Below are 25,584 nucleotides of genomic sequence, written 5' to 3'. Positions count from 1 at the left end.
CCGGAAGCGGAGCGGCAACTCTGCCGCACCACGGCGCCGCGGCTGCGCGGCGCACAGCGCGCCGCTGGCGGGCCGGAGAGCGCCCGCGGCGCCACGCCCGCGCGGCTGCACGCCCCCAGACACGACGAAGGCCCCGCCCTCCGGATGATCCGGAGCCGGGGCCCTGTACTGGTGGGCGAGGAGGGATTTGAACCCTCACGTCCTTTCGGACACACGGACCTGAACCGTGCGCGTCTACCGTTCCGCCACCCGCCCGAGTGACATATATATAGTGTGTCGCTCCGTGCGGACCGGATCTCTCCGTGCTTTCCGCCCGGCGACATGCATAAGGCTAGCACGGCCTCCGAGGCACTCTGCACATGGTTTTCGGTCGACCGGGCCACCCGCCGAGAGCGCGGCGGAGGCCGCTCGGGACGATACGGGGGATGCGGGTGAAACCGAGGACGCGAATACCCGGTTACGATCGGTCGAGACCGGAGTGGAGTAAGGGAGGTACCTCGTGGGAGTGCTCCAACGCTTCGAGCGCCGCCTTGAAGGCTTGATCGAAGGCACCTTCGCGCGGGCCTTCAAGTCCAAGTTGGAGCCCGTCGAGATCGCCAGCGCCGTCCAGCGTGAGATGGACGAGCGCGCCGCAATCGTGGCCCAGGGCCGGACCCTGGTGCCCAACGATTTCATTGTCGAGCTGTCCGCGGCCGACAACGAGCAGATGGACGCCATGGCCGACAGCATCGGCCAGGAGCTGGCCAAGCTGGCGCGGGACTACGCGACCGAGCAGGGCTACTCTTTCGTCGGACCGGTGCGCGTCCACTTCACCGCGGACGCTGATCTGCAGACCGGGCGCTTCCGCATCCGCTCCGGCGTGGTGCGCGGCTCGACGGTGGAGAGCGGCGAGATCCGCCAGCCCGTGGGCGAGCCGCAGCGCGGCCCGGCCACACCGGGCCGGCCCCGGCTGCTCATCTCACCCGGCGGAGCCACCGAGCAGAGCTCCGACGCGGGCCAGGGGATGCAGCAGTCGTTCGAATTGAACACGCAGGTCACCCTGCTTGGCCGGGGCACCGATTGCGACCTGCGGCTGGTGGACAACGGCGTCTCCCGGCACCACGCGGAGATCCGGGTCGAGGACGACGACGCCGTCCTGGTCGACCTGGGCTCGACCAACGGCACCTTCGTCAACGGCCAGCAGGTGCGCCGCGCCGGCCTGGTGGACGGAACGCGGATCAGCCTCGGCCGCACCACCATGACGTTCCGCCGCGGCGACTGAGCGGCTGGACCAGCAGAGCCGCTGCGGCGGTCCCGCAGCGGACCGGCGCACGGCCGGAGCAGTACAGCGTCCGCACCGCGCCGCACACCGCGGCAGGGTGCGGGCCGCAGTTCCCCGCAGCACCCGCAATCCCCCGCGGGCCCGGGATTCCCGGCGCTCGGAGTGAACCGAATCCGCCCCCTCGACGTCAGAGGGGGCGGACGCATACGCGCGAGTTCCACGACACGTCCGCCACCGGCGGAAGCGGACCTAGGAGAGCAGGAGCGGCAGCAGGACGGCGCTCGGCCGAGGGCCCTCGCGGCCCGTTGGGTTTTTCCACGGCGATCTCCTAGGGTTCGAGCCGAGAGAACGCGGTGGCGGTGGCCCGCCGCCCGCCAGAGCACGACAGGGGCTGAAGAACAGTTCGATGTCCGACTTGACCCTCATGCTGATCAAGATCGCCTACCTGGCGGTGCTTTGGCTGTTCATCATCATGGCGGTCGGTGTCATCCGCACCGATCTTCTCGGTCCTCCCGCGAAGGCGAAGCGGTCCAAAGGCCCCGGTCCCCGCCGATCCGCACCCGCAGCGCCGCGCCCCCCGCGCGGCCGCCGCAACGAGCCCAAGACGCTCGTGGTGACCAAGGGTTCACTGGCCGGCACCTCCCTCAACCTCACCTCACAGCCCATCACGATTGGCCGCGCCAACGACTGCACCCTGGTCATCGGCGATGACTACGCCTCCGGGCGGCACGCCCGGATCTTCCCCGACCAGGGCAAGTGGATCGTCGAAGACCTCGGCTCGACGAACGGCACCTACCTCGGCCAGCAGCGGCTGACCCGTCCCCAGCCCCTCGCGGTGGGCGATCCCATCCGCATCGGCAAGACCGTCCTGGAACTGCGCAAATGACAATCGCTCTCCGCTACGCGGCGTACTCCGATGTCGGGTGCCTCCGCGAAGGCAACGAAGACTCCGCTTACGCCGGGCCGTACCTCCTCGCGGTCGCCGACGGGATGGGCGGGCACGCGGGCGGGGAGATCGCGAGCGCGATCGCGGTCTCCACCCTCATGCCGCTCGACGAAGACGTGACCACCCCCGAGGAGATGACCTCCTCCCTCCTCCAGTCGGTCGAGGCCGCCAACAGCACCCTCGCCCAGCGCGTGCACGAAGAGCCGCGCCTGGAGAACATGGGCACGACCCTGACCGCGATGCTGTGGTCGGGCTCCCGGGTGGCCCTGGTGCACGTCGGCGACTCCCGCGCCTACCTCCTGAGAGGCGAGGAGTTCGGCCAGATCACCCACGACCACACCCTCGTGCAGACCCTCGTCGACGAGGGCAAGCTGACCGAGGAGGAGGTCGCCACCCACCCGCAGCGCTCGCTGCTGCTGCGCGCCCTCGACGGCCGCAGCCAGGTCGACCCGGACATCTCGGTGAGCGAGGGCGCGGTCGGCGACCGGTACCTGCTCTGCTCGGACGGCCTGTCCGGCGTGGTCAGCGCCGAGACCATCCAGCAGACGCTGCAGAGCGAGGCGAGTCCGGAGGCGGCGGCCCGCCGCCTCATCGACCTCGCCAACCGCGGCGGCGGCCCGGACAACATCACCGCGGTCGTCGCCGACGTCATCGACACCGCCACCGACCGCGGCGGCCCCACCCAGGAGACGTTCCTGGTGGGCGCGGCCGACCAGCGGCGCGAGCCGGTGATGACGCCGGACACCCCCGCGGGCCGCGCGCAGGGCCTCAACCAGCGCTCCGGCGACACCGCCGAGATGGACCGGATCGCCGGCGGCGCGGCCGACGACCGCGAGGACCCCGCGCCCGAGCAGCGCACCCGCCGCTGGTGGCCGATGATCGCCGTCTTCCTGGTCGTGGTCGGCGCGGTCGCCGCGGCCGGCTACTACTTCATCTCCTCCTACATCGACCGGCAGTACTTCATCGCGCCGAACGAGGACGGCAGCAGCGTCGCCATCTACCGCGGCCTGGACACCGACATCGTCGGCATCAACCTGTCGGACCTGCACGAGGAGACCGACGTCCGGCTCGACTCGCTCCCCGAGACCCAGCGCAACCTGGTCGCCAACGGCATCGATGCGGGCGACCTCGAGACCGCCGAAGAGCGCATCGCGGCGCTGCGGGCCGAGGCCGAGAAGTGCGCCGCCGACGCGAACTGCGCCGGGGGCTCCGACCCGTCCGACGCCGCGTCGGAGCCGGCCGGCTCCGGCAGCTCGGACCGCTCCGCCGACACCGGTTCGGGTGCGGCAGGCGGCTCCGCGGACCAGGGCGGCCAGGAGGAGGAACGCTAGATGAGCGCGGCCTCGAACCCTCCGCTGCCGCCGGTCAAGCGGCGCAACGCCGAACTCGTCATGACGCTCATGGCGGTCGGCCTGACGCTGTTCGCCATGATCGAAGCGGGCCTCACCCGCAACGGGGAGATGCCGCCGAGCCTCTTCCTCTACGCGGTGCTGTTCGGCGGGCTCGCGGTCCTCGCGCACGTCTTCATCCGCTTCTTCGCGCCCTGGTCCGACCCGCTGCTGCTGCCCATCGCCACCCTGCTCAACGGGCTCGGCCTGGCTATGCTGTGGCGGCTCTACGAGGCCACCGGCGACACCTCGGGCGGCAGCGCGATGAGCCAGCTGGTGCTCACCGCGGCCAGCATGGCGCTCTTCGCCGGCATCATCTTCTTCCTGAAGGAGCCGCGGACCCTCCAGCGCTACCCCTACATCATGGCGATCGGCGCGGTGTTCCTGCTGCTGCTGCCGCTGATCCCCGGTCTGGGCATGACCATCAACGGCGCCCGCCAGTGGGTCAACCTCGGCTTCACCAGCCTCCAGCCCTCCGAGTTCGCCAAGATCCTGCTGGTGGTCTTCCTGGCCGGCTACATGGTCAGCAAGCGCGACGTGCTCTCGCTGGCCAGCAAGCAGGTCCGGATCGGCGGGTTCAAGGTCCTCGACCTGCCGCGGATGCGCGACCTCGCGCCGATGGCCGCGATGTGGGGCTTCTGCATCATCGTGCTGGTCATCCTGATGAACGACCTCGGTACGGCGCTGCTGCTCTTCGGCACCTTCCTGGCGATGATCTACGTGGCGACCCACCGGTCGTCGTGGATCATCATCGGCCTGGCCGCGTTCTTCGGTGCCTGCGCCCTGCTCTACCCGTTCGTCTCGCACTTCCGGGTCCGCATGGTGACCTGGCTGGACGCGTTCAACCCCGAGGTCTTCTGCGTCGAGCAGGTCCGCGACAACCCGGACGCGTTCTGCATGACCTCCGGCAACTCCGAGCAGCTCGTCCAGGGCCTCTTCGCCCTCGCCGAGGGCGGCATCACCGGCGCCGGGTTCGGCGGCGGCCAGCCGGCCCGGGTGCCCGAGGTGCAGAACGACTTCATCTTCACGGCGTTCGGTGAGGAGCTGGGGCTGACCGGCATCATGGTGATGCTGCTGGCGCTGGCCCTGCTGGTGGAGCGCGGCATGCGGATCGCGCTGGCCGCCAAGGAGCTGTTCATCAAGATGTTCGCCTCCGGCATCTCCTTCCTCATCGCCTTCCAGACGTTCGTCGTCATCGGCGGCGTCACCCGGGTCATCCCGATGACCGGTGCGACGATCCCGTTCGTCGCCAAGGGCGGTTCCGCCCTCCTATCCAGTTGGATCATGCTCGCCCTGCTCATGCGCATGAGCAACAACGCACGCAAGCCCGCCCCCCAGTCGATCCAGGACGAGGGCGCCACCCAGGTGATCTCACGATGAACACGCCCATCCGGCGCCTCGCCATGTTCGCCATGGCGCTGTTCGGGGTGCTCCTGCTCAATGTGACCTACATCCAGGCGTTCGCCGCCGACAACCTGCGCACGCATGAGTTCAACGGGCGCCAGTTCACCGACCGGCTCACCCAGCCGCGCGGGCCGATCCTGGCGGGGAGCGAGGAGATCGCCTTCTCCGAGCCGCTCGGCAAGGAGGGCGAGGAGGATGACGACACCTACCAGCGCGACTACCCGGCCGGCGGCCTGTACTCGCACGTGGTCGGCACCTTCCCGCCGCGCGGCCAGGGCATCGAACTGCAGATGAACTCGCTGCTCGACGGCTCGGACGAGCGGCTCGCGGTGCGGAACTTCATCGACACGCTCACCGGCGACCAGCAGCAGGGCGCCAGCGTCGAGCTGACGCTGGACCCCGAGGCGCAGCAGGCCGCCGCGGACGGCTTCGAGTCGCTCGGCAAGAACGGCGCCGCGGTCGCGCTCGACCCGGAGACCGGCGCGATCCTGGCGTCCTACTCCAACCCGGGCTTCAACCCCAACGACGTCAGCAGCGCCAGCGACCCGGAGGCGTCCGACGAGGCATGGCGCCAGCTGGAAGAGGACGGCAACAAGCCGCTGCTCAACCGCGCGATCAGCGAGCGCTACGCTCCCGGCTCCACGTTCAAGCTGGTCACGGCCGCAGCGGCGCTGGAGGGCGGGGCCACGCCGGAGTCCACCATGGACGCCCCGGCAACGCTCGACCTGGGCGCACCGCTGCCGAACGCCTGGGACGGGCCGTGCAACGGGGGGCAGCCGGACACGCTGGCGCACTCGATCGAGCAGTCCTGCAACACGTCGTTCGCGAACTGGGCGATCGACGTGGGCCCGGAGGCGATGGCCGAGCAGGCCGACGCGTTCGGCTTCAACCAGGGCGACCTGTCCACGCCGATGCCGGCGCTGGAGAGCCTCTACCCGACCGAGGACGACCGGAACCTGCTGGGCCGCTCCGGCATCGGCCAGGCCAACGTCGAGGCGACGCCGCTGCAGATGGCCATGGTGGCCGCCGGCATCGCCAACAGCGGCGACGTCATGAAGCCGTACTACGTCGAGTCCGTCAAGGACTCCGACCTCTCTGAGATCGAGGGCCACACACCCGAGAAGCTGTCGACCGCGGTCTCCGCGAAGACCGCGGAGGACCTGACCCAGATGATGATCCTGGTGACCGAAGGCGAGGACGCCTCGGGGCCGGGAGGCGCGATCCAGGGCATGCAGGTGGCCGGGAAGACCGGTACCGCGGAGACCGAGAGCGGTCCGACGCACAACTGGTTCGTCTCCTTCGCCCCGGCCGACGACCCCCAGGTCGCCGTCGCGGTCGTCGTCGAACACGGCGGCGGCTCCGGCGGTACACTCGCGGCTCCGATCAGCAAGGGCATCATGGAAGCTGTGATCGACCAGTGAGCGAGAACGACGCCGGCGGCCAGGAGCCCTCCTCGCCCGATCCCGGGGCGGCGCCCCGCGGTGACCTGCTGAGCGGCCGCTACCAGCTGGACGAGCAGATCGGCTCCGGCGGTATGGGCACCGTGTGGCGCGCCACCGACACCATCCTGAACCGGCCGGTGGCGGTCAAGCTGCTGCACCCGGCGCAGATGGCGGAGCCGACGTCGCGCGAGCGCTTCCGGACCGAGGGGCGGATCACGGCGGGGCTGAGCCACCCGGGCATCGCCCAGGTCTACGACTACGGTGAGCAGGGCGAGCGGGCGTTCCTCATCATGGAGCTGGTCCCGGGCGAGCCGCTCTCCTCCATCCTGCGGCGCAACGCCGGCCTGGAGCCGGGCGTCACGCTGGACATCATCGCGCAGTCGGCGGCCGCGCTGGCGGCCGCGCACGGCCGCGGCGTGGTGCACCGGGACATCAAGCCCGGCAACCTGCTGGTCACCGAGGACGGCACGGTCAAGCTCACCGACTTCGGCATCGCCCGCGGCGACCAGTCGGTGACGCTCACCCAGACCGGCATGGTGATGGGCACGGCCCAGTACATCTCGCCGGAGCAGGCGTCCGGCCGCCCGGCCACGCACGCCTCCGATGTCTACGCGCTCGGCGTCGTCGCCTACGAGTGCCTCGCCGGGCAGCCGCCGTTCACGGCCGACAGTCCCATCGCGCTCGCGCTGGCGCACACCCGCGAGCCTCCGCCGCCGCTGCCGGACAGCGTGCCGCCGCAGCTGGTCGATCTGGTCACCACCATGCTCGCCAAGGCGCCGGACGACCGGCCGGAGTCGGCCGGCGAGGTTGCGCGGGTCGCGCAGATGCTGCGCGCCAACGCCGCGGGCGACCTCGGCGCCACCACCGCCATGGACCTCACCGACCCCACGCGCACCGTGCTGGCGCACGGCGGCGGGCCGGTCACCGCCAACCAGCGCCGCGCCGCGACAACGGGCGATCTCGCCCCGGCCGGCCGGGGGAGGCGGCGGCCGCCGCTTCCGGTGGTGATCGCCGCGGTCGTCGCCGCGGTCGCCGTCGTGGTCGGCGTCGCCTGGGCCGGCTCCATGTGGGGCGGGGACCCCCAGGACGGCCGCCGCGTCGGCGGCGAGCAGCCCGACTCCTCCAGCTCGGCGAGCCCGTCGGAGCCGGAGAGCAGCGGGCTGCCCTCGGAACCGGTCCCCACCGCCGACCAGGGCGACGTGGGCGGCCAGCCGCCGCCCGAGACCGGGCAGGACACCCCGCCGCCCACCGCAGAGGAGACGACGGAGACGCCGACGGGCGAACCGGACCCCGGCACATCGGAGCCCGAGGATCCGGGGACCACTCCGCCGCCGGAGACCAGTGACCCCGGCAACGGCGGCGAGGACCCGGGTACGGATCCGGGGGAAGGCGAAAACGACGACGCCAGCTGACCGGATGCCCGCACCACTCGCTTAAGGAACTGTTCAGGACATGTCACAGCCACGGCTTCTCGGTGGCCGCTACGAGCTCGACACGGTGGTCGGGCGCGGCGGCATGGCCGAGGTCCACCGCGCCCGCGACCTCCGCCTCGACCGCATGGTCGCCGTGAAGACCCTCCGCCACGACCTGGCGCGTGACCAGATCTTCCAGGAACGGTTCCGCCGCGAGGCGCAATCCGCGGCGTCGCTGAACCACCCGTCGATCATCGCGGTCTACGACACCGGCGAAGACGTCGTGGACGGCATCTCGCTGCCGTTCATCGTCATGGAGTACGTCGACGGCCGCACCCTGAAGGAGCTGCTCGACGACGGCCGCCGGCTGCTGCCGGACCGCTGCGCCGAGATCACCGACGGCATCCTCCGCGCGCTCGAGTACAGCCACCAGAACGGCATCGTCCACCGCGACATCAAGCCGGCCAACGTGATGCTGACGCGGCAGGCCGAGGTCAAGGTGATGGACTTCGGCATCGCCCGCGCGATGAACGACGACCAGGCGACGATGACGCAGGCGTCCCAGGTCATCGGGACCGCGCAGTACCTCTCTCCGGAGCAGGCGCGCGGCGAGCGGGTGGACGCCCGCTCCGACATCTACTCGACCGGCTGCCTGCTGTACGAGCTGCTCACCGGCGGGCCGCCGTTCACCGGGGACTCCCCGGTGGCCATCGCCTACCAGCACGTCCGCGAGGACCCGGTGCCGCCGAGCCAGGTGGACCCGGAGATCCCCGAGTGGCTGGACGCGGTCGTCCTGCGCTCGATGGCCAAGGACCGCGAGGAGCGGTACCAGAGCGCCGAGGAGATGCGCCAGGACCTGCAGCGCGGCCTGCAGGGAATGGCGCCCGCCGCGAGCACCATGGCGATGGCGGCCGCCGGCGCAACGACCACGCTCCCGCCCGCCGAGGACCGCCGGGACCGCTACGACGAGGACTTCGACGACGACGAGCGCAAGAGCCGCACCGCGCTCTGGGTCGTGCTGGCGCTCATCGCGATCGCCGCGATCGCGATCGGCGGCTGGCTGCTGCTCAACGGCGGCGGTGAGGACGACATCGCGGTGCCCGACGTGGTGAACATGAGCGCGGAGGACGCGGAGGCGGAGATCTCCGACGCGGGCTTCACCGGTTCCGTCACCCAGGAGCAGGAGACCAGCTCCGACGTTGACGAGGGCAATGTCATCGGCTCCGACCCCGGTGAAGGCACCGAGGTTCCGGCCGACACCGAGATCGTGCTGACCGTGTCGGCGGGCCCCGAGGCCGAGTCGGTGCCCAACGTGGTGGGCCAGACCGAGGAGGACGCGCGGGCAACGCTCTCCGACGCCGGCTTCGAGGTGGGCGAGGTGTCCACCCAGGAGTCCGACTCCTACGACGCCGGGATCGTGGTCGCGTCCGACCCGGAGGGCGGCGGCGAAGCTGCGCCGGGAAGCACCGTCAACCTGACCGTGTCCGAGGGCGCGGGCAGCGTCTCGGTGCCCGACCTGAGCGGGCTCACCCAGGACGAGGCAAACTCCCGGCTGCAGGACGAGGGGCTGTCCGCCTCCTTCAGCGAGCAGGAGACCGGCGATGCCGAGCCGGGCCGGGTCGCATCCCAGGATCCGGCCGCCGGCAGCGAGGTCGAACCGGGGACCGTGGTCAACGTCGTCATCGCCACCGAGCCGCAGGACGACCCGAGCGACGGCCCGTCGATCCCGGAGCTGCCGGGCGATGACGAGGACAACGGCGACGAGGACGGCAACAACGGGGAGAGCCCGTCGGACCCGGCCGGCGACTTTCCGTGGAACCGCGCTTGGGAGGAGTACGCCCGCTAGCACCCGGACCGGGCGGCTTCCGGGCGGAGCTCCGGGTCCGTCAGGCGCACGGCCCCGGCCGGCGCCCGGCGGACCCGCACGAACGGCAACACCGACCACCGCCGGGCGTACACTGGTCGCGACCAGGTCCGCCATCCCGGCCGAATCGTTTTGGAGCAGCGACCGTGCCCAAATCCCGCAGCGATCGCAAGAAGAAGGCCGTCTACACGCCGCCGCAGTCCTCGGCAAAGCCGAAGATCAGTCCGCGCTGGCTTGCGCCGACCATGATCGCGTTCGGCCTCCTGGGCGTGCTGTGGATCGCCACCTACTACATCGCCGGCGTCGACGGCACCATCCCGTTCATGGGTGATCTGGGCAACTGGAACCTCGCGATCGGCTTCGGCGGCATCATCGTCTGCGTCCTGCTGTCCACACGCTGGCACTGAGCGGCGCCGCCGCCCCCGGCTGCGGCCCGCACCCCGCTGCACCCACATCGGTGCAGTTCAGAGCGTTGATCGCAGTTCCGTAGCATCCGCGCAATCCGGGACATGTGCCTCCGCGTGACGGTTTGTCCACACCTTTATCCACAGGGGGTGGGCAGCGGGTCCGCGTGCGCCGCGGCGGTTCCGCGGCGGCGCCGGACCAGCAGCACAGGACCCGGCAGAACGGCAGAGCAGCAGGGGCCGGGCGGTTCTCCCGCCCGGCCCCTGCTGCTTGTCTTTCGGCCCGCCTCCGCAGGCCCGCGGTCAGACCGGCACCCACGCCACTGCGGCGAGTGCGATCCCGGCGAGCACCGCTGCGACCGCGATGCCGGCGGCCGCGTGGACGGCCGCCTGCTGCCGGCCCCGCGCACCCGCCGCGTTCCGCGGCAGGTAGGCGAAGGCGGCGGCAAGCACCGCTCCCACCGCCAGGCCGCCGATGTGGGCGGTCCAGGAGATGTTCGGGGCCATGAAGGTGATCAGGAGGTTGACCGCCAGCAGGCCCAGGATGAACCGCATGTCCAGCTGCAGCCGCCGGCCGATCACCAGCGCGGCGCCGAACAGGCCGAAGACCGCGCCGGAGGCACCGACGCTCAGCTGCGCCTGGCCGGTGGCGAGATCGACGGCGAGGGTCAGCACCGAGCCGCCGGCGGCGCTGAGGATCCACAGCGCCGCGTAGCGCACGTGGCCGAGCCATTCCTCGATCTGCCGCCCGACCGCGTACAGCGCGAAGCCGTTGAAGGCCAGGTGCAGCACGCCGCCGTGCAGGAACGCGGCGGTGAGCAGCAGGTACCAGTCGCCGTGCACGGCGATCCGCCACGGGTTCATGGCGAACAGCCCGGTGAGCTGCCCTCCGCCGACGGCGTCATCCGCGGTCTGCGCGACGAAGCCGGCCACCATCAGGCCCAGCAGCGTCCACGTGACGTAGGGGGCCCGGGTGGGCCGGCCGCCGAACACGGTCTTCGCCGACCGGACACTCCGGTTGCCCTCCGCCACGCACGCGGGGCACTGGTGCCCCACCGCCGCCTCGTTCATGCAGTCGGGGCAGATGGGGCGCCCGCACCGGGTGCAGGAGATGTGGGTCTCCCGCTCCGGATGCCGGTAGCACCGCGGCACCGCTGCCGTCCCCGGCGCCGTCTCCTCGTCAGCAGACATCCGTCATTCCCGCCCGGAACGCCTAGCGCTGGATTTCGACGGAGTCGATGCGGACGTCCTCCAGCGGGCGGTCCTGGGGGTTGGTCTCCACCTCGGAGATCGACTGGACGATCTCCTGGCCCTCGGTGACCTCGCCGAAGATGGTGTGCCGGTCGTTCAGCCAGTCGGGGGTGCCGACGGTGATGAAGAACTGCGAGCCGTTGGTGTTCGCCCCGGCGTTGGCCATGGCGAGCAGGTAGGGCCGGTCGAAGCGCAGGGACGGGTCGAACTCGTCCTTGAACTTGTAGCCGGGGCCGCCGCGCCCGTTGCCCAGGGGGTCGCCGCCCTGGACCATGAAGTTCTCGATGACACGGTGGAAGATGGTGCCGTCATAGAGCTTGCCGTTGCTGGGCTGGCCCGTGGTCGGGTCGATCCACTGCTTCGAACCCTCGGCGAGGCCGATGAAGTTCTCCACCGTCTCCGGGGCCTTGTCGCCGAAGAGCGCCACCACGATCGTGCCCTTGTTGGTGTTGAGCCGCGCCGTGGGCCGGCCGTTCGCGTCGGTCACCCAACTGCCTTTCCGTTGCCTGTCCGTACCCGCCCCACGTTACCGGGCCTGCGCCGTCGCGCCTCCCGCGGTGCCGAAATCGCCCGGCCGCACCTCGGCTGCACCCGCAACCGGACCGGCTGAGGGGTGGATGTGCCGGGCCCGGGCCACCCGCGCCCGCGTTCCGGATGTCCGCACTGCCGTTTTGCGCAGTGCCCGGAACCGGCGCCCCCCGTGGCAGCGGCGGCGGGCCCGCGCCCCGGTCCGGGCGGCCGCGATCGGCCCGCCGTGTCGGTCACCGCTGCGGGGGCACCGGTCGGCGTATGTTGAGATAACACGTGCATAACGCCCGCATCGGGACGCTGCGCTCCGCAGCGGAGCCGCGCGGTCCGGCGGCGCTCCGCGGGACGCGGCGGGCGGGCGGGCCGCTGCCGCAGCGGCGCCGGTGTGATCCGGCCGACCCGAAAGCGCGTGCATGAGACGTCGATCTCAGGGCACGTGCGTACCCAGATCCTTCAATGCAAAGGAGAACACCGTGGCCATCACCATCAGGCGCCGGGCGAACGACTTCGACACCGATGCGGCGCTGGCCCGGCTGCACGAGCTCCGGGACCAGCTGGGCGACCAGTTCGGCCCGGCGGCCGACCAGGCGCGGGCCAACGCCGAGCGGGGCCTGCACCGTGCGCGCGGGTGGACCGCGCCGCGGCTGCACACCGCTGCGCTCCGGGTGGAGGACACCTACGCGCCGCGCGTCTCCGATGCGCTGCACACCGCGGCACGGCGGGTCGAGCCCAACGCGGCCCGCCGGGGGCTGATGGCGGCCCGGCAGGGCCGCCGCCGAATCCCCCGCGCCGTCCTCTTCGGCGGCGCCGCCGCTCTGGGGGCGCTGGCGCTGTACGGCGCGGTGCGGCTGCGCCGCGCTGCGCAGGACGCGGAGTGGCAGGAGAACCTCGACCAGGCCCGCGAGCAGGTCCGGGAGACCAAGGAGCAGCTGGCGGACAAGGCGAAGAGCGCCGCGCAGGGCGATGCCGCCGCTGACGGCGCCGAGGCCGGCTCCGATGGCTCCTCCGCGGCATCGGGCGTCAAGGTCGGCGCGAACGGCAGCCGCCGCAAGTAGCCCCGCAGGCGCGGGCTCCGCCGGCCGCCGCGGCCGGGGGCACGCGCCGGACGAAGCCAGGAAACGGCCGGGCCCGCTGCAGGAGCAGCGGGCCCGGCCGTTTTGCGCGGCGTAGCGCGGCGGATGCCGCGCCCGGCGGAGGTGCGCTACCGGTCGCGGACCGGGCGCCAGGTGAGCGGGTACTTCCAGCCGCCGCCGAGCAGGCCGACGACGCCCGCGATGGCCGGCATGATGAGCCAGCCGAGCAGCAGCAGGAGCGCACCGAGCATCGGCAGGATGAGGAAGAACAGCGCAAACCCCACGATCGAGCCGATCACGACGGTGAGCTGGTAGTTGAGTGCCTCCATCGCGTGCCGGCGCACGAACGGCGACGCGTTGCCCTGCAGCAGGAGCACCAGCAGCGGGCCGACCGGCAGCAGGAAGTAGCCGGAGGCGTGCGCGGCGGCGCTCCACAGCCGCTCCGAACCGTCCGGCGGCTTCTCGGCGGAGGGGGCGGCGGTGAACGGGCTGCCGAACGGGCCCGGCTGCTGCGCGGCCGGGGTGATGTCGGTGAGCAGCGGCTCCAGCTCTGCCGGGAACTTGGCGGACATCGCGGTGGAAAGCCGCTCGTCGAACTCGTCTTCGTCGAGGCGCCCGTCGGCAAACGCCTGCTGGAGGCGCTCGGCGGCGGCATCGCGGTCCGCGTGTGTCAGCCGGACCTGCGGAACCTGCGAACCGTCGCGGCCTCCAGGCCGCGGAACCGGGTCATGCACTACCACGCTCACTCCTCCCCGCGCTCCTGGCCGACCGCACCGGCGGACTCGTACGGCCGACCCTCCCAGCCCATCAAGCCGGCCCGCCCCCGGGCTATCGGGGAACCCCCTGAGGCGACCCTGAATCCCAGACTATCCGCCGAACCCCCGCCGCAGCGGCCCTGCGGGCACCGGCCCCGATCAGAGCAGCCGCCCCAGTTCGGCGGCCTGCTCCCGCAGGACGGGGAGGAAGGACGTCCGCATCTCGTCGATCGAGGCGCGGGCGCTGAAGGTGCTCGCGGTCATCGCGGCCCGGGTGCGCCCGGAGGCGTCGCGGATGGGGACGGCCATCGAGCGGACGCCGAGCTCCAGCTCCTCGTTCGTGAACGCGGCGCCTTCCTCGCGGGCCAGTTCGATGCGGCTGCGGATCTCCGCGATGGTGACCACCGTATTCGGGGTGGTCCGCACGGGGGCGCAGGAGGCGAGGTAGGCGTCGATGTCGCCGTCGGACAGGCCGGCGAGGAGGACGCGCCCGGAAGCCGAGGCGTAGGCGGGGAGCTGCGCGCCCAGGCGGACGCCGGTGGAGACGATCCGCTGCACCTCGGCGCGGGCCACGATGACCGCCGAGCCGCCGGAGTAGACGGCGACCGAGACCGACTCCGCCAGTCCGTCGCGTGCGGCGAGGATGAAGCTCTGCGCCAGCGTGGGGAGGTCGTCCGCCTCCAGGTAGGACGCGCCGAGCCGCATCATCCTCGGCGTGGGGCGGAAGGTGCTGCCGTCCTGGCGGAGGTAGCCCAGCTCACTGAGGGTGAGCAGGCAGCGCCGGGCCGCCGCTGGGGTGAGTGCAGCGGCCCGGGATGCCTCGGTGACCGTCATGCTGGGCCGCTCGGCAGTGAACGCCTCGATGATCGACAGGCCCTTGGCCAGTCCGGCCATGCCCTCGGGGCGGCGCTGTGCGGAGGCAGCCGGCTCGGACGCCGGCCCGGGTTCATTTCGATCTGCAGCCACAGTTTCGTTATACGAAACCTACCGGCGGTCCGTCAAACCGGAGCGGATGTCCTCAGGCCGCAGCCGCCCGGAGCGCATCGGCGGCCACGTCGTGATCGTAGAGCCAGGCGCGGAGCGTGCCCGCGTCGGCGATCTCGGCATCGCGCTCGCGCAGGTCCGCGTACTGGGAGTCGTACCGCCGGCCGTTCGCGCGGGCGCCCTCCTGCACCTGGGAGGTCCGCGGCAGGCGGAGCTTCTCATAGGCGGCGAGGGCCCGGGGCGCCGTGCCGCGCCGGCAGGCCCCGAGAAGGACCCCGAGGGCGACGCCGTCTTCAATCGCCTGATTGGCGCCCTGGCCCAGGTGGGGCAGCATCGGATGCGCCGCGTCGCCGAGGAGCGTGATCCGCCCCGCGGTCCACCGCGCCAGCGGCGGGCGGTCGAACAGGCCCCACCAGTAGGTCTGTTCGACACGGTCGAGGAGCGCGGTGACCATGGGGTCCCATCCGCTGAACGCCGCGCGCAGCTCACCGGGGTCGCCGGCGCCCGACCAGCTCTCCGCGACGGCTTCGCCGCGCGGCAGGAAGCCGACGTAGTTGATCAGCTCGCCGCCGCGCACCGGGTAGACCATGAAGTGCTTCCGGTCGCCCATCCAGACCATCTGCACGCCGTCTGGAATCTCGGGGACGTCGGCAGCGCGGATCAGGCCGCGGTAGGCCACGTGGCCGGAGTAGACCGGTGCCGCCGGGGCGGCCACGCTGCCCTGCAGCACCGAATGGATTCCGTCGGCGGCGATGACGGCGTCGGCCTCCGCTGTGGCGCCGCCGGCGAAGTCCAGGCGCACGGTCGCGCCGGATTGGGTGGCACCGGTGCAGCGGGCGCCGGTGCGCACGGTCCCTTCGGGAAGCGCGTCGGCCAGCAGGCCCAGGAGATCGGCGCGGTGCATGCCGATGACGCCGTGCGCCCCCTCGCTGTCGGCCGTGCGGATCGCACCCACCTCAGTGCCGTCGGCCCGGCAGTAGCGCGAGCCCTCGCCCACCCGTCCGCCGAGCCGTGCCAGGTCCGCGCCGAAGCCCATCCGCGTCAGATGCCGCAGGCTGTTCGGGGTCATCAGGACGCCTGCGCCGACCTCGCCGAGCGCCGGCGCCTGTTCGTAGACCGTGACGGCGATGCCCTGGGCGGTCAGAGCGTGCGCGGCGGCCAGGCCGCCGATCCCTCCGCCGACGATCGCCGCTCGGATCGGGTCGTTCACCGTGGCCCCCACTCCATGTTTCGCTTAGCGAATTACATTCGCCTTGTTCGGCACCGTACGAGCTCCCCACTCAGCCTGTCAACGCCCCTGGACCCCCTCGCGAGCACGCACTCCATACCAGCTCACTCCTGGATTTTCGGTTGCGCATGCACTCTTGACAGCCATCCGGAGAGGTGGTGATGTGATTCGCGTAACGCAGGCAAGTTTCGTTATTCGAACACAAGGCGCTGCCGACTCGACCCGTTGCCACCGGGCCTGGCGCGCCCAGCACCCAGACGCATGCGGCACTCGTCTGTGCCCGACCGCGAAAGGCGGCCGTCCATGACTCCGCACCCCCTGCTGCGGGCGGGCTCCAGCGCCCTGCTGATCGCCGGGGCACTGATCCCGCTGGCCGCATCCGGCTTCACCGGGATGGCGCTCGCCGAGCGCCCCTGGGCCGCGGCCGCACTGGTGCTGCTCTGGTCCGCCGGCCTCGCCCTCGGCTACCGGGCGTTCGCCCAGGAGCGCGGTCGGCCCGGCGGCCAGCCGGCGTGGCTCCGGATCTGCGCCTACGTCGGCGCATCGTCGGCGACGCTGCTCCTGCTCGGCATGGTCTTCGGCTTCGCGTTCCATCCCACCGTGGGCACCTCCTTCTTCGGCACCCACTTCACAACGGTGCTGATGGTGACCCTCGCCGTCATGGGCGTGCAGATCACGGTGGAGGACTGGAAGGACGTGGTGCGCAACGCCCGTGTCGTCTCGCTGGTCGTGGTGGTGCGCTGGCTGATCATGCCGCTGACCGGATTCTGCGTCTCGTTCGTGGCCTTCCGCGCCTTCCTGCCCGAAGAGACGGCGACCCCGCTCGCAATCGGCATGATGCTGCTGTGCACCTCGCCCCCGGGAGCCGCCTCCAACAGCCTCACCCTCATCAGCAGGGGCGACCTGGCGCTCTCGGTGTCGGCCACGGCGATCAACGTCCTCGTGGCGCCGTTCCTGCAGCCGCTGCTGATCCGCCTGTTCGTCGGCGGGGAGACCAGCGTCGACACCGTCGGGATGTTCCTCGACCTCGCCGGCTACGTGCTGGCGCCGGTGGTGCTGGCGAGCCTCGCCGGCGCTCTGTTCCCGCGCGCGGTCGCGCGGATCAAACCGCTCCTCGCCCCGATCGCCGTGGTCTCGCTCGCCCTCGTGCTGATGGGCACGCTCTCCAAGGGAGCCGAGACCATCCTCGGCAACCTCGCCGTGCTGCCCGCGGTACTGGCGGCCTGCATCGTGCAGGGGGTGCTGGGGCTCTCCCTGGGCTACTACGCGCCGAAGCTCCTGGGCTTCAACCGCCGCCAGCGCATCGCAGCCAGCTACGAGGTGGGGGTGGAGAACGCGGCCATCGCCCCCGCACTGGCCGCGACCTACTTCAATCCGCTGGCCATCGTGCCCGCGGTGGTCTACGGGAAGACGCAGAACCTGCTCGCCGCGGCCGTCTTCGCCAAGAAGTTCCTCCGCGACCTGGAGCGGGATGAGGCGCGCGCGGCCGAACCCGGCGCCGGGGATCCGGACGGCGCCGCTGAGCGGTCGGCGCGCTGAACGGTCCGCCGCCCCGGGCCGGGGCGGCGGACCGCCACGGCGGCGCGGTCAGTTCGGCGAGGGGGTCAGCAGCACGAAGGCGGCGTGCGCCGGGTCCGAGCAGGCGGCGATACGGCCGACCCCGGGCGCGTCGTCGGGGCCCATGTAGACGGTGCCGCCGGCGCCGCGCACCCGGTCGACCGCCGCGTCGCAGTCGGCGGTGTAGAAGACCGGGTGCCAGTCGGCCGCGCCACCCGAGGGCGCCAACTCGTCGGCGCCGACCTGCATCAGGCCGCCCTGGTTGCGGTCGTCGCCGGTGCCGCCCGGCCGGATCAGCGTGTAGGTGCCGCCCCCTTCTGCGGGCATCGGCATATCGGTGTACTCCCAGCCGAGCACCGAGCTGTAGAACGCCTTCGCGCCCCCGGCGTCCGGAGTCCACAGCTCGGCCCAGCCGAAGGTGTCCGGCTCGTCGACCGCGCCGAAGGCGGAGTTGTCCGCGGAGTGGATGACCGCGAACTGGCCGCCCTTCGGGTCGCTGAGCTGGGCGAACCGGCCGACCCCGGGGATGTCGCCGGGCTCGGTGCGCACGCGCCCGCCGGAACCGGCGACGGCCGCCGCCACTGCGTCGGTGTCGTCGACGGCGTAGTACACGGTCCACGCCGACCGGGCGCCCTCGTCGAGCCCGCCGACCGCCGCAGCCACCCGCCCATCTTTCTGGAAGAGCAGGTATTCGCCGCCGCCCATCGGGTCGAACGTATCCCAGCCGAAAACCGCGGTGTAGAAGGCCGCGGCCGCCGGCACATCCGGCGCCCCCAGGTCGAGCCAGCACGGCGACCCGGCCAACATGTCGGTGGTGATCATGGTGTCCTCCTCAGCGGGCCCGCCCTGAGCCCCGCCCAGACAATGACGTCAGCCACCGACCATTCTCATCGCCCCCGGTCCGACCTGCGGCAAAGCCCTCGGCCGGATGTCCCCAACCGGCGTTATGCGGACCCTCCGCACGGTGACGGAGGGGGAATGAAGGCCACCACGGATATCCCCGCCCGCCTCGACCGCCTCCCGTGGAGCCGCTGGCACTGGCTCATCCTGGTCGGCCTGGGCAGCGTGTGGATCCTCGACGGCCTCGAAGTCACCATCGTGGGTGCGATCGGCTCCCGGATCACCGAGCCGGGGAGCGGCCTGGGCATCACCGAGGGCCAGGTGGGCATGGCGGCCTCGGTCTATGTGGTGGGCGCCTGCCTCGGATCGCTCTATTTCGGGCACCTGACCGAGAAGTACGGGCGCCGCAAGATCTTCCTGGTCACCCTCGGCGTGTATCTCGCGGCGACACTCCTGACCGCCTTCTCCGGGTCGGCGCTGTGGTTCTTCTTCTGCCGCTTCTTCACCGGCTTCGGCATCGGCGGCGAATACGCGGCGATCAACTCCGCCATCGACGAGATGGTCCCGGCCCGGCTGCGCGGCCGGATCTCCCTGATGGTCAACGGCTCCTACTGGCTCGGCGCGGCCGCGGGCGCCGCACTGGCCTACCCGCTGCTCAACCCCGACCTGCTCCCGGAATGGATCGGCTGGCGACTGCTCTTCGCCCTGGGCGGGGCGCTCGGCATCATCATCCTCATCGTGCGCCGAATCGTCCCGGAGAGCCCGCGGTGGCTGGTGATCCACGGCCGCACCGAGGAGGCCGAGCAGGTGGTGGGCGCGATCGAGGACGCTGTCGAGCGCGATACCCACCGGGACCGCCTGCCCGTACCGCACGGCACGCTCACCCTGGAGCAGCGCAGCACCACGCTGCTGCGGGAAGTGGCCCGCACGATCGCGGTCACCTACCCGCGCCGGACCCTGGTGGGGCTGTGCCTCTTCGCGGGCCAGGCGTTCCTCTACAACGCGGTGTTCTTCACCCAGGCCCTGGTACTGACGGCCTTCTTCGGCGTGGGCTCGGACACCGCCCCGCTCTTCATCATCCCGCTGGCGCTGGGCAACTTCCTCGGCCCCGTCCTGCTCGGGCCACTGTTCGACTCGGTCGGCCGGAAACCGCTGATCTCGGGGACCTACATCGGCTCCGGGTGCCTGCTGGTGGCCACCGGCGCGCTCTTCCAGGCGGGGCTGCTGGACGCGGTCACCCTGACCCTGTGCTGGTGCGCGGTGTTCTTCTTCGCCTCCGCCGGCGCCAGCTCGGCCTACCTCACCGTGAGCGAGGTCTTCCCGATGGAGACGCGCCCCCAGGCCATCGCCCTCTTCTACTCGGTCGGCACCGCCCTGGGCGGCATCGTGGGCCCGACCCTCTTCGGCGCCCTGATCGAGTCGGGCAACCCGGCCTCGGTGGCCCTGGGCTACTACATCGGCGCCGCTCTCATGATCGGCGCGGGCCTCGTCCAGCTCCTCCTCGGGATCGAGGCCGCCCGCCGCTCCCTTGAGGACATCGCCGAGCCCCTCAGCAAGAAGTCCATCACCTCTTCCTGACCCGGCCTCCGGCCGCACACCCGGAGGCAGAACCGATTGACTTTCGCAATCGGAATCGCCATCCTCGAACTGTCCTAGAAACGAGATCAGTTGGGGTGAGCGATGACCGCTCCGCACATGACCGCGGTGCTGGTTCCGGGCGCCTGGATGGGCGCGTGGATCTGGGAGCCGACCGCGGAGCGGCTGACCGCCCGCGGTATCCGCGCCGAGGCGGTGACGCTGGACGGGCTCGCCGCCGGCACGGCGCCCGCGGACGCCGCAGCGGTCCGGCTGGAGGACCACGTAGGGCAGCTCCTCGCCCACGTCGGCAGAGCCGCGGGGCCCGTCGTACTGGTGGCGCACTCCTACTCCTCGACGGTGGCGGGACAGGTCGCCGACCGGGCCGGCGGCAAGGTCGCCGGCTTGGTCCACTTCGGCGGGTTCCTGCCCGCGGACGGACGCTGCCTCCTGGACGATTGGGGCGCGTCGGCGGAGGACCGGGCGCAGGAGCAGGCGGACATCGCCGCCGCCGGAACCCTGTGGCTGCCTCCGCAGCGCGCGATGCTCGCCGGTGAGCCCGGCCTGAGCGAACAGGACCTCGACGTCCTGGCGGACGGGTTCACCTCCCATCCCGGTCGGACAGTGACCGACCCGGCCCGGATGGGCGCCCCGGTCGCTGCGCAGCCCGCGACTTACGTCGCGCTGTCGCCGGAAGGGGAGGAGGCCGCCTGGCGCAGTGCACCGGCGGCCGCGCGCGGTGCAGCAGCCTGGCGGAAACGGCATATCGCCTCGGGCCACTGGCCGATGCTCTCCGCCCCGGAGGAGGTGGCCGATCTCGTCGCCGAAGAAGCCGGCCACTACGCCGGCCGCGCTGCGCAGCAGCCGTCCTGAACGGGCGCAGGGGCCCTTCCGAGTGGGAGCAGGCCCCGCGCTCCGCAGTTCCGCAGCTCCGCAGCTCCGCAAGGAGGAAGCAATGGCCATCACCGACCGCTCAGGCTGTCCCATCAACCTGGCGATCGAGCTCTTCGGCGACCGCTGGACCCTGCTGATCCTGCGCGACATCATCTTCGCCGACCGCCGGCACTTCCGGGAGCTGCTCCGCGGCTCCGAGGAGGGGATCACCACCAGCATCCTCGCCGACCGCCTGGACCGGCTCGCCTCCGCCGGCATCCTGGTCCGCGGGAGCGACCCCGCGCACAAGCAGAAGTCCCGCTACAGCCTCACCGCGAAGGGCGTGGACCTCGTTCCGGTCCTCGCCGCCATCGGCCAGTGGGGCGCCCGCCACTGCCCCGCCGACGCGGACAGGGCCGCTGCCGCGCGCGAGCTCCAGTACACGCTGCCCCCGTCCTGGTCCCATCTGATGGACGCCCTCCACGCGACCCACGGCACGGCCGCCGACCAGGTCTCCACCCCCGAGTAGAAGCACCGCTCGCCGACCAACCCGCACCACCGCGCCGCACCGTCCGGGCCCAGCCGTCGCCCCCGGATACACCAACGAGTGGCGGCCGCCCCCCCCCCGGAGGGGGGGCGCCCCCCCTCCCGTGGGAGGGCGGCCGCCACTCGTTCGCCTTGCTGTGTGGTGGAGCCAAGGGGAGTCGAACCCCTGACCTCTGGTATGCAAAACCAGCGCTCTGCCAGCTGAGCTATGGCCCCGGACGGGGTAAGCATACCGGGTTCGGATGCCGCAGTGGCCGCCGGCCGGTACAGCCGGACTGCACAGCCGACAGCCACCGACACGCTCGGTGCCGTGGCTGACCGGTCTGCGGCAGGCTAGTTCTCGCTCGCGGCGGTAGCTTCCGTCCACAGGTCGAGCTCGGCGCGGTCGGCCTGGATCTTCCGGTAGACGGCAAACGCGCCGAGGGCCACTAGCACCAGCACGATGATCTTCTTCACGGCGTGGACCCCTTCTTCGATCACGGACAACTTCAGGTGGTAGGACGCAAAGCTCGGACGGCGGACCACCGAGCGGAAGGCGTCAGTAGAGCACTTTATGGGGTTGTCTCCCTGCAGACTAGCAACCCCCCGCACTGCTCCTCGGACGCGCCGTGCCAGCCCCATGCGCCCCACCCGGCGCAGAAAGCCGATTTTGCGCTTCTCTGCCGCGCGTTTCCCCGAAGTCCCGCCCGGATCCGCGCTCAGGTGAGCAGCGAAAGCCGCTTGAGATTGGTCATGCTCTCCTCCGGCGTGAGCGCGCGGCGGGTGAGCTCCGACCACACGTTCCGGCACGCTTCGACCTCGTCGCCGCTTTCGACGATCGCGCCGCCCTGCGGCGCCTCCACGAAGCCGAGCGACGGCTCGTCGTCGTCGAACTCCAGCAGGGTGAACGGTCCGCACGCGCCCGGGTGCGGACCGGCGTCGGTGGTCAGCAGGCGGACGGTGACCCGGCGGTCGGTGCGCACCAGGTCGATGATCCGGCGCAGCTGGAGGTGGAGGAGGTCGGCGTCGGAGGAGACGCGGCGGAGCGCGTCCTCCTCGATCATGGCCTGGTAGCGGACGAGCCCGTCCCGGTCGAGGATCTCCTGGCGCTTGAGATAGGCGGCGACCATGCGCTCCACCGCCGACGCGCCAAGGCCGCGGCTGCGCCCGAGGAGCGCGGTGTACTCCGGAGCCTGCAGGAGGTCCGGGATGACGATGCCACCGTAGGAGTCGATCGCCGCGGCGCCCGCCTCATTTCCCACGTAGGCGGAGGAGAGAACGTCCTCGTACTCGGTCCACCAGGGCCGCAGCCGCGATTCCCGGACCAGAGTGAGCACCGCTTCGCGCTGGCCGCCGGTGACCCCGTACAACTGCAGCAGGGCGGAAACCTCGGTGACCGACGGCCATTTCCGAATGCCCGTCTCGATATGGCCGAGCTTCGCCGGCGACCATTCGAGCACCTCGGCAACGTCGCTGAGGGTCATACCCGCTTGCACGCGCCGCCGGCGCAGTTCGGCGCTGAGTCGTCGGCGGCGGACGGTGGGACTGGTCATAGCACTGATCCGTACACGGGGGACACCGTTCTCGTGGATCGAGCGGGGACGTCGAGCGGGGGTATGCCGGCGAACCTGTACCACTAGCGTGAGCCACGGAATTCCTAGAAATCAACCGTCTCTTCCGGATTGCTTCCCGGCGCAGCACCGGATTTCCGGCGGTTCCGCACGCTGCGCGCCCGCGGACCTGCAGCGCGGAATCCCCACCGCGCTCCGGCTCCCCGCTGCGCACGACCGCACCCCCCGCCCCTGCCGGAGAGGCCGGTTGACCGCTGCAGCGGCATTGCGGGGCCCTGGGCCCCGCCAACCGCGTAGCATGCTCGCGAAGGGCACCCCGAGGGGTGCTCCTGCCCGCACGTTAAGGACGTTCATGAGCCACCCCATCGATGATGCCGAGCAGCTGATCGCGAATGCCGAGGAGGAGTTCCCTCCGTCCCTCCGTTCGCGCCTGATCGCCAAGCTGCGCAAAGGGGAGCACATCGACGACGCCGCGCATGCGCTCGGCACCTCGCCGCGGCACGTCTTCGCGGCCGCGCGGATCCTGGGCGCATTCGGCGACCAGCTGGACGCCACGCTCGCCGCGGAGCGCGACCCGGACTTGCCGCACGGCACCGTCACCGGATACAACAAGCGGTGCCGCTGCCCGGAATGCCGCTCCGCGGTGCATCGCCGGTTCTGATCCGGAGCCGCCCGCGGGCCCGCCCGCGCCCCCGGCCGGCTCCGCCGCCGCAGCGCCCTCGTTCCGGAGAAGTCTGCGCGACCACATCCGGCTAATCACGCTTATCGATCTTGAAGGCGGGGAAACCGCTCAGCATGAACGAGCGCGTTGACTGGGCCACGATGAGCGACGAAGAGTTCCTCGCCCTGGTGCGGCAGCTGATGGACCCTCCGACTCCCGTGGACGACGACGAGTAGCGTCCCCTCCTCCGCCGGACGCCCTGCCCACCGCGGCTCTCCGCTGCGGGGGAGCGTCCTGCGCTCCAGTCGGCGCACCGCCGTCGGCGGAGTGTCGGCGGCACCGCCCGCGCGGCCGCGGCCGCCGCGCGGCCATTGCGGTGTGCGTGCACGCCGCCCGCTGTGCCGTTCCGCGGGCACCAGTCCCCGTGGATTCGGGCTGACTCGAAAGCCCTTTACGGACAGATCTCTATGTCGACATTGGGGAGCCCGAGCGCAGCACCGGGGCTCGCCGGCTAGGGGTCCGGGATTGCCCGGTCGATCCGCCCGCGCAGAGCGCGCAGGTGGCCGGCCAGCTCTGGAGGGTCTTCCACGGTGAAGTCCCGCCCGATGTAGAGCAGACCCACTGCGACCGACGCCAGGTCGCTGCCGCCGGCCGCGAAACGGCAGCTCTTCTCGTCGATCGGCGTGATGACCCCGTACACGGGGGAGAGGAGCTCCACCGCCTCGTCCGCAGGCATCTCCAGCCGTACCCGCGCCGTGATGGCGTGCGCCGAGGTGGTGATGGAGCGCAGTACGTAGTCGGCCGGATCTTCCGGTGGTGCGCGCCGCGGGCCCCGGGATCCGGTCCCACGGGGTTCCGACATCCGATCCAGCCGGAACACGCGCCAGTCAACGCGGTCGGTGTCCCAGGCCAGCAGATACCACCGGCCGAAGGCGTGCACGATGCGGTTGGGCTCCACATGCCGGCGGGTGAGGGCACCGCCGTGGTCGCGGTACCCGAAACGCATCCGCTCCGCGTCGCGGCAGCACCCGGCAGCGACGGTGAGGCACTGCGCGTCGATCTCCGGCTCGATCCGGGCGACCGAGTCGGTCTGCGTACTGATCGCGTCGACCCTGCGCCGCACATGGGAGGGGAGCACCTGCTCGATCTTTGCCAGGGCCCGCGCAGAGACCTCTTCCACTGCGGGGAGCGCTCCGGCCGCACCAGTCCGGAGCCCGACCGCGACCGCGACCGCCTCAGCGTCGTCGAGCAGCAGGGGAGGGAGCCGGCTGCCGATGCCGAGCTGGTATCCGCCGGCCAGGCCGGGGGCGGCATCGACGGGGTAGCCGAGTTCGCGCAGCCGCTGGATGTCGCGGCGCACCGTGCGGTCGGTCACGCCGAGCCGCTCGGCCAGTTCCGGCCCCGTCCGTTCCCGGCGGCTCTGCAGCAGGGAGAGCAGCTCCAGCAGCCGGGCTGAGCCTTGCGAGGACATGCTCCCCCTCTTCCCGCCGAAACCGGCAGCGGGATCGCGACCGGCCTGAGCAATCTACCCGGGGACGGACATTGCGCTGTCTCTCGCCACCGCAGCGGAACGCGAAACCGCCTCGGAGGAAGGCGGCGGGCCGCCATTTCCCTATTTCCAGAGACAGGATTTCACATGTTCACAAGTGTGGGCAAAAAAGAAGGGAGGAGCCAGAGAACCAAAAGCCCTCCAACCCCTCCCCACCACAAAAAGGCGTGGCAGCGACCTACTCTCCCACCCCCACCATGGAGGCAGTACCATCAGCGCTGGGAAACGTAACGACCGGGTTCGGAATGGGACCGAGTGTAGCCTTCCCGCCATAACCACCACGCACAAACAACGATTCACAGACCCCGCACAGCCAGAAACACCCACCCACCCGCAAAAAACGGGTCCAATGGATCTTCCCAACCAACGGGAACCAACCCCCCCACCCCACACAAAAAGCGGGGCAAGAAAATCAATCAGTGTGCGCGAGCACCCAGCATCCGCGGTGGACAAGCCCTCGGCCTATTAGTACCGGTCAGCTCCACCCCTCACA

23 protein-coding genes, 2 tRNA genes and 1 rRNA gene are annotated in these 25,584 nt (G+C 71.3%); 14 read left to right on the top strand and 12 right to left on the bottom strand.

All coding sequences use genetic code 11. The features are described from left to right. Positions 1–169 precede the first annotated feature (169 nt). Positions 170–255 (bottom strand) — tRNA-Leu (locus ACYVGT_RS25055). 244 nt (positions 256–499) lie between these two features. On the opposite strand from ACYVGT_RS25055, the gene ACYVGT_RS25050 reads away from it, so the two are divergent. From ACYVGT_RS25050 to ACYVGT_RS25015, 8 genes are all read left to right on the top strand, one after another. Continuing rightward, positions 500–1,261 carry an FhaA domain-containing protein gene (locus ACYVGT_RS25050; RefSeq protein ID WP_460862865.1) on the top strand — a complete coding sequence of 254 codons (762 nt, stop codon included), beginning with the start codon at positions 500–502 and terminating at the stop codon, positions 1,259–1,261. A 406-nt stretch (positions 1,262–1,667) separates the two neighbouring features. Continuing rightward, positions 1,668–2,147 (top strand): FHA domain-containing protein FhaB/FipA, encoded by a 480-nt coding sequence (locus ACYVGT_RS25045; RefSeq protein WP_460862864.1) that lies wholly within the window; start codon positions 1,668–1,670, stop codon positions 2,145–2,147. Next, positions 2,144–3,538, top strand: a complete 1,395-nt coding sequence (locus tag ACYVGT_RS25040; RefSeq protein WP_460862863.1) for a Stp1/IreP family PP2C-type Ser/Thr phosphatase — start codon at positions 2,144–2,146, stop codon at positions 3,536–3,538. The genes ACYVGT_RS25045 and ACYVGT_RS25040 overlap by 4 nt, the downstream gene beginning before the upstream one ends. Next, positions 3,539–4,975 (top strand): FtsW/RodA/SpoVE family cell cycle protein, encoded by a 1,437-nt coding sequence (locus ACYVGT_RS25035; protein ID WP_460862862.1) that lies wholly within the window; start codon positions 3,539–3,541, stop codon positions 4,973–4,975. Next, a complete protein-coding gene (locus tag ACYVGT_RS25030; protein ID WP_460862861.1) occupies positions 4,972–6,420 on the top strand; it encodes a peptidoglycan D,D-transpeptidase FtsI family protein in 1,449 nt (482 codons plus the stop codon). The genes ACYVGT_RS25035 and ACYVGT_RS25030 overlap by 4 nt, the downstream gene beginning before the upstream one ends. Continuing rightward, entirely contained in the window at positions 6,417–7,853 is a 1,437-nt protein-coding gene (locus ACYVGT_RS25025; RefSeq protein WP_460862860.1) for a serine/threonine-protein kinase, read from the top strand. The genes ACYVGT_RS25030 and ACYVGT_RS25025 overlap by 4 nt, the downstream gene beginning before the upstream one ends. Positions 7,854–7,893: 40 nt before the next feature. Beyond that, the gene (pknB, locus tag ACYVGT_RS25020) at positions 7,894–9,699 is read left to right on the top strand and encodes a Stk1 family PASTA domain-containing Ser/Thr kinase (RefSeq protein ID WP_460862859.1); all 1,806 of its coding nucleotides are present in this window, start codon (positions 7,894–7,896) and stop codon (positions 9,697–9,699) included. Positions 9,700–9,863: 164 nt separating this feature from the next. Then, positions 9,864–10,124: a cell division protein CrgA gene (locus ACYVGT_RS25015; RefSeq protein ID WP_460862858.1), complete on the top strand. Its 261-nt coding sequence runs from the start codon at positions 9,864–9,866 to the stop codon at positions 10,122–10,124. Positions 10,125–10,424: 300 nt separating this feature from the next. Here ACYVGT_RS25015 and ACYVGT_RS25010 read toward each other — a convergent pair whose 3' ends face one another. Both ACYVGT_RS25010 and ACYVGT_RS25005 read right to left on the bottom strand, forming a co-directional pair. Continuing rightward, positions 10,425–11,312, bottom strand: coding sequence for a rhomboid family intramembrane serine protease (locus tag ACYVGT_RS25010; protein WP_460862857.1), 888 nt, complete (start codon positions 11,310–11,312; stop codon positions 10,425–10,427). Positions 11,313–11,334: 22 nt separating this feature from the next. Continuing rightward, positions 11,335–11,859 (bottom strand): peptidylprolyl isomerase, encoded by a 525-nt coding sequence (locus ACYVGT_RS25005; protein ID WP_460862856.1) that lies wholly within the window; start codon positions 11,857–11,859, stop codon positions 11,335–11,337. Between the two features lie 514 nt (positions 11,860–12,373). On the opposite strand from ACYVGT_RS25005, the gene ACYVGT_RS25000 reads away from it, so the two are divergent. Continuing rightward, complete coding sequence (locus ACYVGT_RS25000) at positions 12,374–12,955, top strand: hypothetical protein (RefSeq protein ID WP_460862855.1); 582 nt, start codon at positions 12,374–12,376, stop codon at positions 12,953–12,955. A gap of 146 nt (positions 12,956–13,101) precedes the next feature. Here the strand turns inward: ACYVGT_RS25000 and ACYVGT_RS24995 are convergent, their stop codons facing one another. The 3 genes from ACYVGT_RS24995 to ACYVGT_RS24985 form a co-directional block, all read right to left on the bottom strand. Continuing rightward, positions 13,102–13,713 carry a DUF4870 domain-containing protein gene (locus ACYVGT_RS24995; protein ID WP_460862854.1) on the bottom strand — a complete coding sequence of 204 codons (612 nt, stop codon included), beginning with the start codon at positions 13,711–13,713 and terminating at the stop codon, positions 13,102–13,104. Positions 13,714–13,887: 174 nt separating this feature from the next. Continuing rightward, on the bottom strand, positions 13,888–14,694 hold the full coding sequence (locus ACYVGT_RS24990) for an IclR family transcriptional regulator domain-containing protein (protein ID WP_460862853.1): 807 nt from the start codon (positions 14,692–14,694) through the stop codon (positions 13,888–13,890). Positions 14,695–14,746: 52 nt separating this feature from the next. Continuing rightward, positions 14,747–15,922 (bottom strand): FAD-dependent monooxygenase, encoded by a 1,176-nt coding sequence (locus tag ACYVGT_RS24985; RefSeq protein ID WP_460862852.1) that lies wholly within the window; start codon positions 15,920–15,922, stop codon positions 14,747–14,749. 321 nt (positions 15,923–16,243) lie between these two features. Between ACYVGT_RS24985 and ACYVGT_RS24980 the strand changes: the two genes are divergently transcribed. Then, the gene (locus ACYVGT_RS24980) at positions 16,244–17,479 is read left to right on the top strand and encodes a bile acid:sodium symporter family protein (RefSeq protein ID WP_460862851.1); all 1,236 of its coding nucleotides are present in this window, start codon (positions 16,244–16,246) and stop codon (positions 17,477–17,479) included. Positions 17,480–17,527: 48 nt separating this feature from the next. Here the strand turns inward: ACYVGT_RS24980 and ACYVGT_RS24975 are convergent, their stop codons facing one another. Beyond that, positions 17,528–18,319 (bottom strand): VOC family protein, encoded by a 792-nt coding sequence (locus tag ACYVGT_RS24975; RefSeq protein WP_460862850.1) that lies wholly within the window; start codon positions 18,317–18,319, stop codon positions 17,528–17,530. Positions 18,320–18,475: 156 nt separating this feature from the next. Between ACYVGT_RS24975 and ACYVGT_RS24970 the strand changes: the two genes are divergently transcribed. The 3 genes from ACYVGT_RS24970 (at position 18,476) to ACYVGT_RS24960 (ending at position 21,314) form a co-directional block, all read left to right on the top strand. Further along, complete coding sequence (locus ACYVGT_RS24970; protein ID WP_460862849.1) at positions 18,476–19,915, top strand: MFS transporter; 1,440 nt, start codon at positions 18,476–18,478, stop codon at positions 19,913–19,915. Between the two features lie 102 nt (positions 19,916–20,017). Further along, complete coding sequence (locus ACYVGT_RS24965) at positions 20,018–20,785, top strand: alpha/beta fold hydrolase (RefSeq protein WP_460862848.1); 768 nt, start codon at positions 20,018–20,020, stop codon at positions 20,783–20,785. A gap of 82 nt (positions 20,786–20,867) precedes the next feature. Continuing rightward, positions 20,868–21,314 carry a winged helix-turn-helix transcriptional regulator gene (locus ACYVGT_RS24960; RefSeq protein ID WP_460862847.1) on the top strand — a complete coding sequence of 149 codons (447 nt, stop codon included), beginning with the start codon at positions 20,868–20,870 and terminating at the stop codon, positions 21,312–21,314. A gap of 157 nt (positions 21,315–21,471) precedes the next feature. On the opposite strand, the gene ACYVGT_RS24955 is transcribed toward ACYVGT_RS24960, so the two are convergent. From ACYVGT_RS24955 to ACYVGT_RS24945, 3 genes are all read right to left on the bottom strand, one after another. Beyond that, positions 21,472–21,547: transfer RNA gene (locus ACYVGT_RS24955), tRNA-Ala, on the bottom strand. Between the two features lie 117 nt (positions 21,548–21,664). Continuing rightward, positions 21,665–21,787 carry a DLW-39 family protein gene (locus ACYVGT_RS24950; protein WP_017595396.1) on the bottom strand — a complete coding sequence of 41 codons (123 nt, stop codon included), beginning with the start codon at positions 21,785–21,787 and terminating at the stop codon, positions 21,665–21,667. Positions 21,788–22,029: 242 nt separating this feature from the next. Then, positions 22,030–22,863 carry a helix-turn-helix domain-containing protein gene (locus tag ACYVGT_RS24945; protein ID WP_460862846.1) on the bottom strand — a complete coding sequence of 278 codons (834 nt, stop codon included), beginning with the start codon at positions 22,861–22,863 and terminating at the stop codon, positions 22,030–22,032. Positions 22,864–23,233: 370 nt separating this feature from the next. Here ACYVGT_RS24945 and ACYVGT_RS24940 point away from each other — a divergent pair, with 370 nt between their 5' ends. Further along, positions 23,234–23,542: a hypothetical protein gene (locus ACYVGT_RS24940; RefSeq protein WP_460862845.1), complete on the top strand. Its 309-nt coding sequence runs from the start codon at positions 23,234–23,236 to the stop codon at positions 23,540–23,542. Between the two features lie 511 nt (positions 23,543–24,053). On the opposite strand, the gene ACYVGT_RS24935 is transcribed toward ACYVGT_RS24940, so the two are convergent. Both ACYVGT_RS24935 and rrf read right to left on the bottom strand, forming a co-directional pair. Then, positions 24,054–25,013, bottom strand: coding sequence for a helix-turn-helix transcriptional regulator (locus ACYVGT_RS24935; RefSeq protein WP_460862844.1), 960 nt, complete (start codon positions 25,011–25,013; stop codon positions 24,054–24,056). Between the two features lie 243 nt (positions 25,014–25,256). Next, positions 25,257–25,374 (bottom strand): 5S ribosomal RNA (rrf, locus tag ACYVGT_RS24930). Between the last annotated feature and the right edge of the window lie 210 nt (positions 25,375–25,584).

Source organism: Nocardiopsis coralliicola (assembly GCF_054779695.1).
This window is presented reverse-complemented; position numbering and strand designations above follow the sequence as displayed.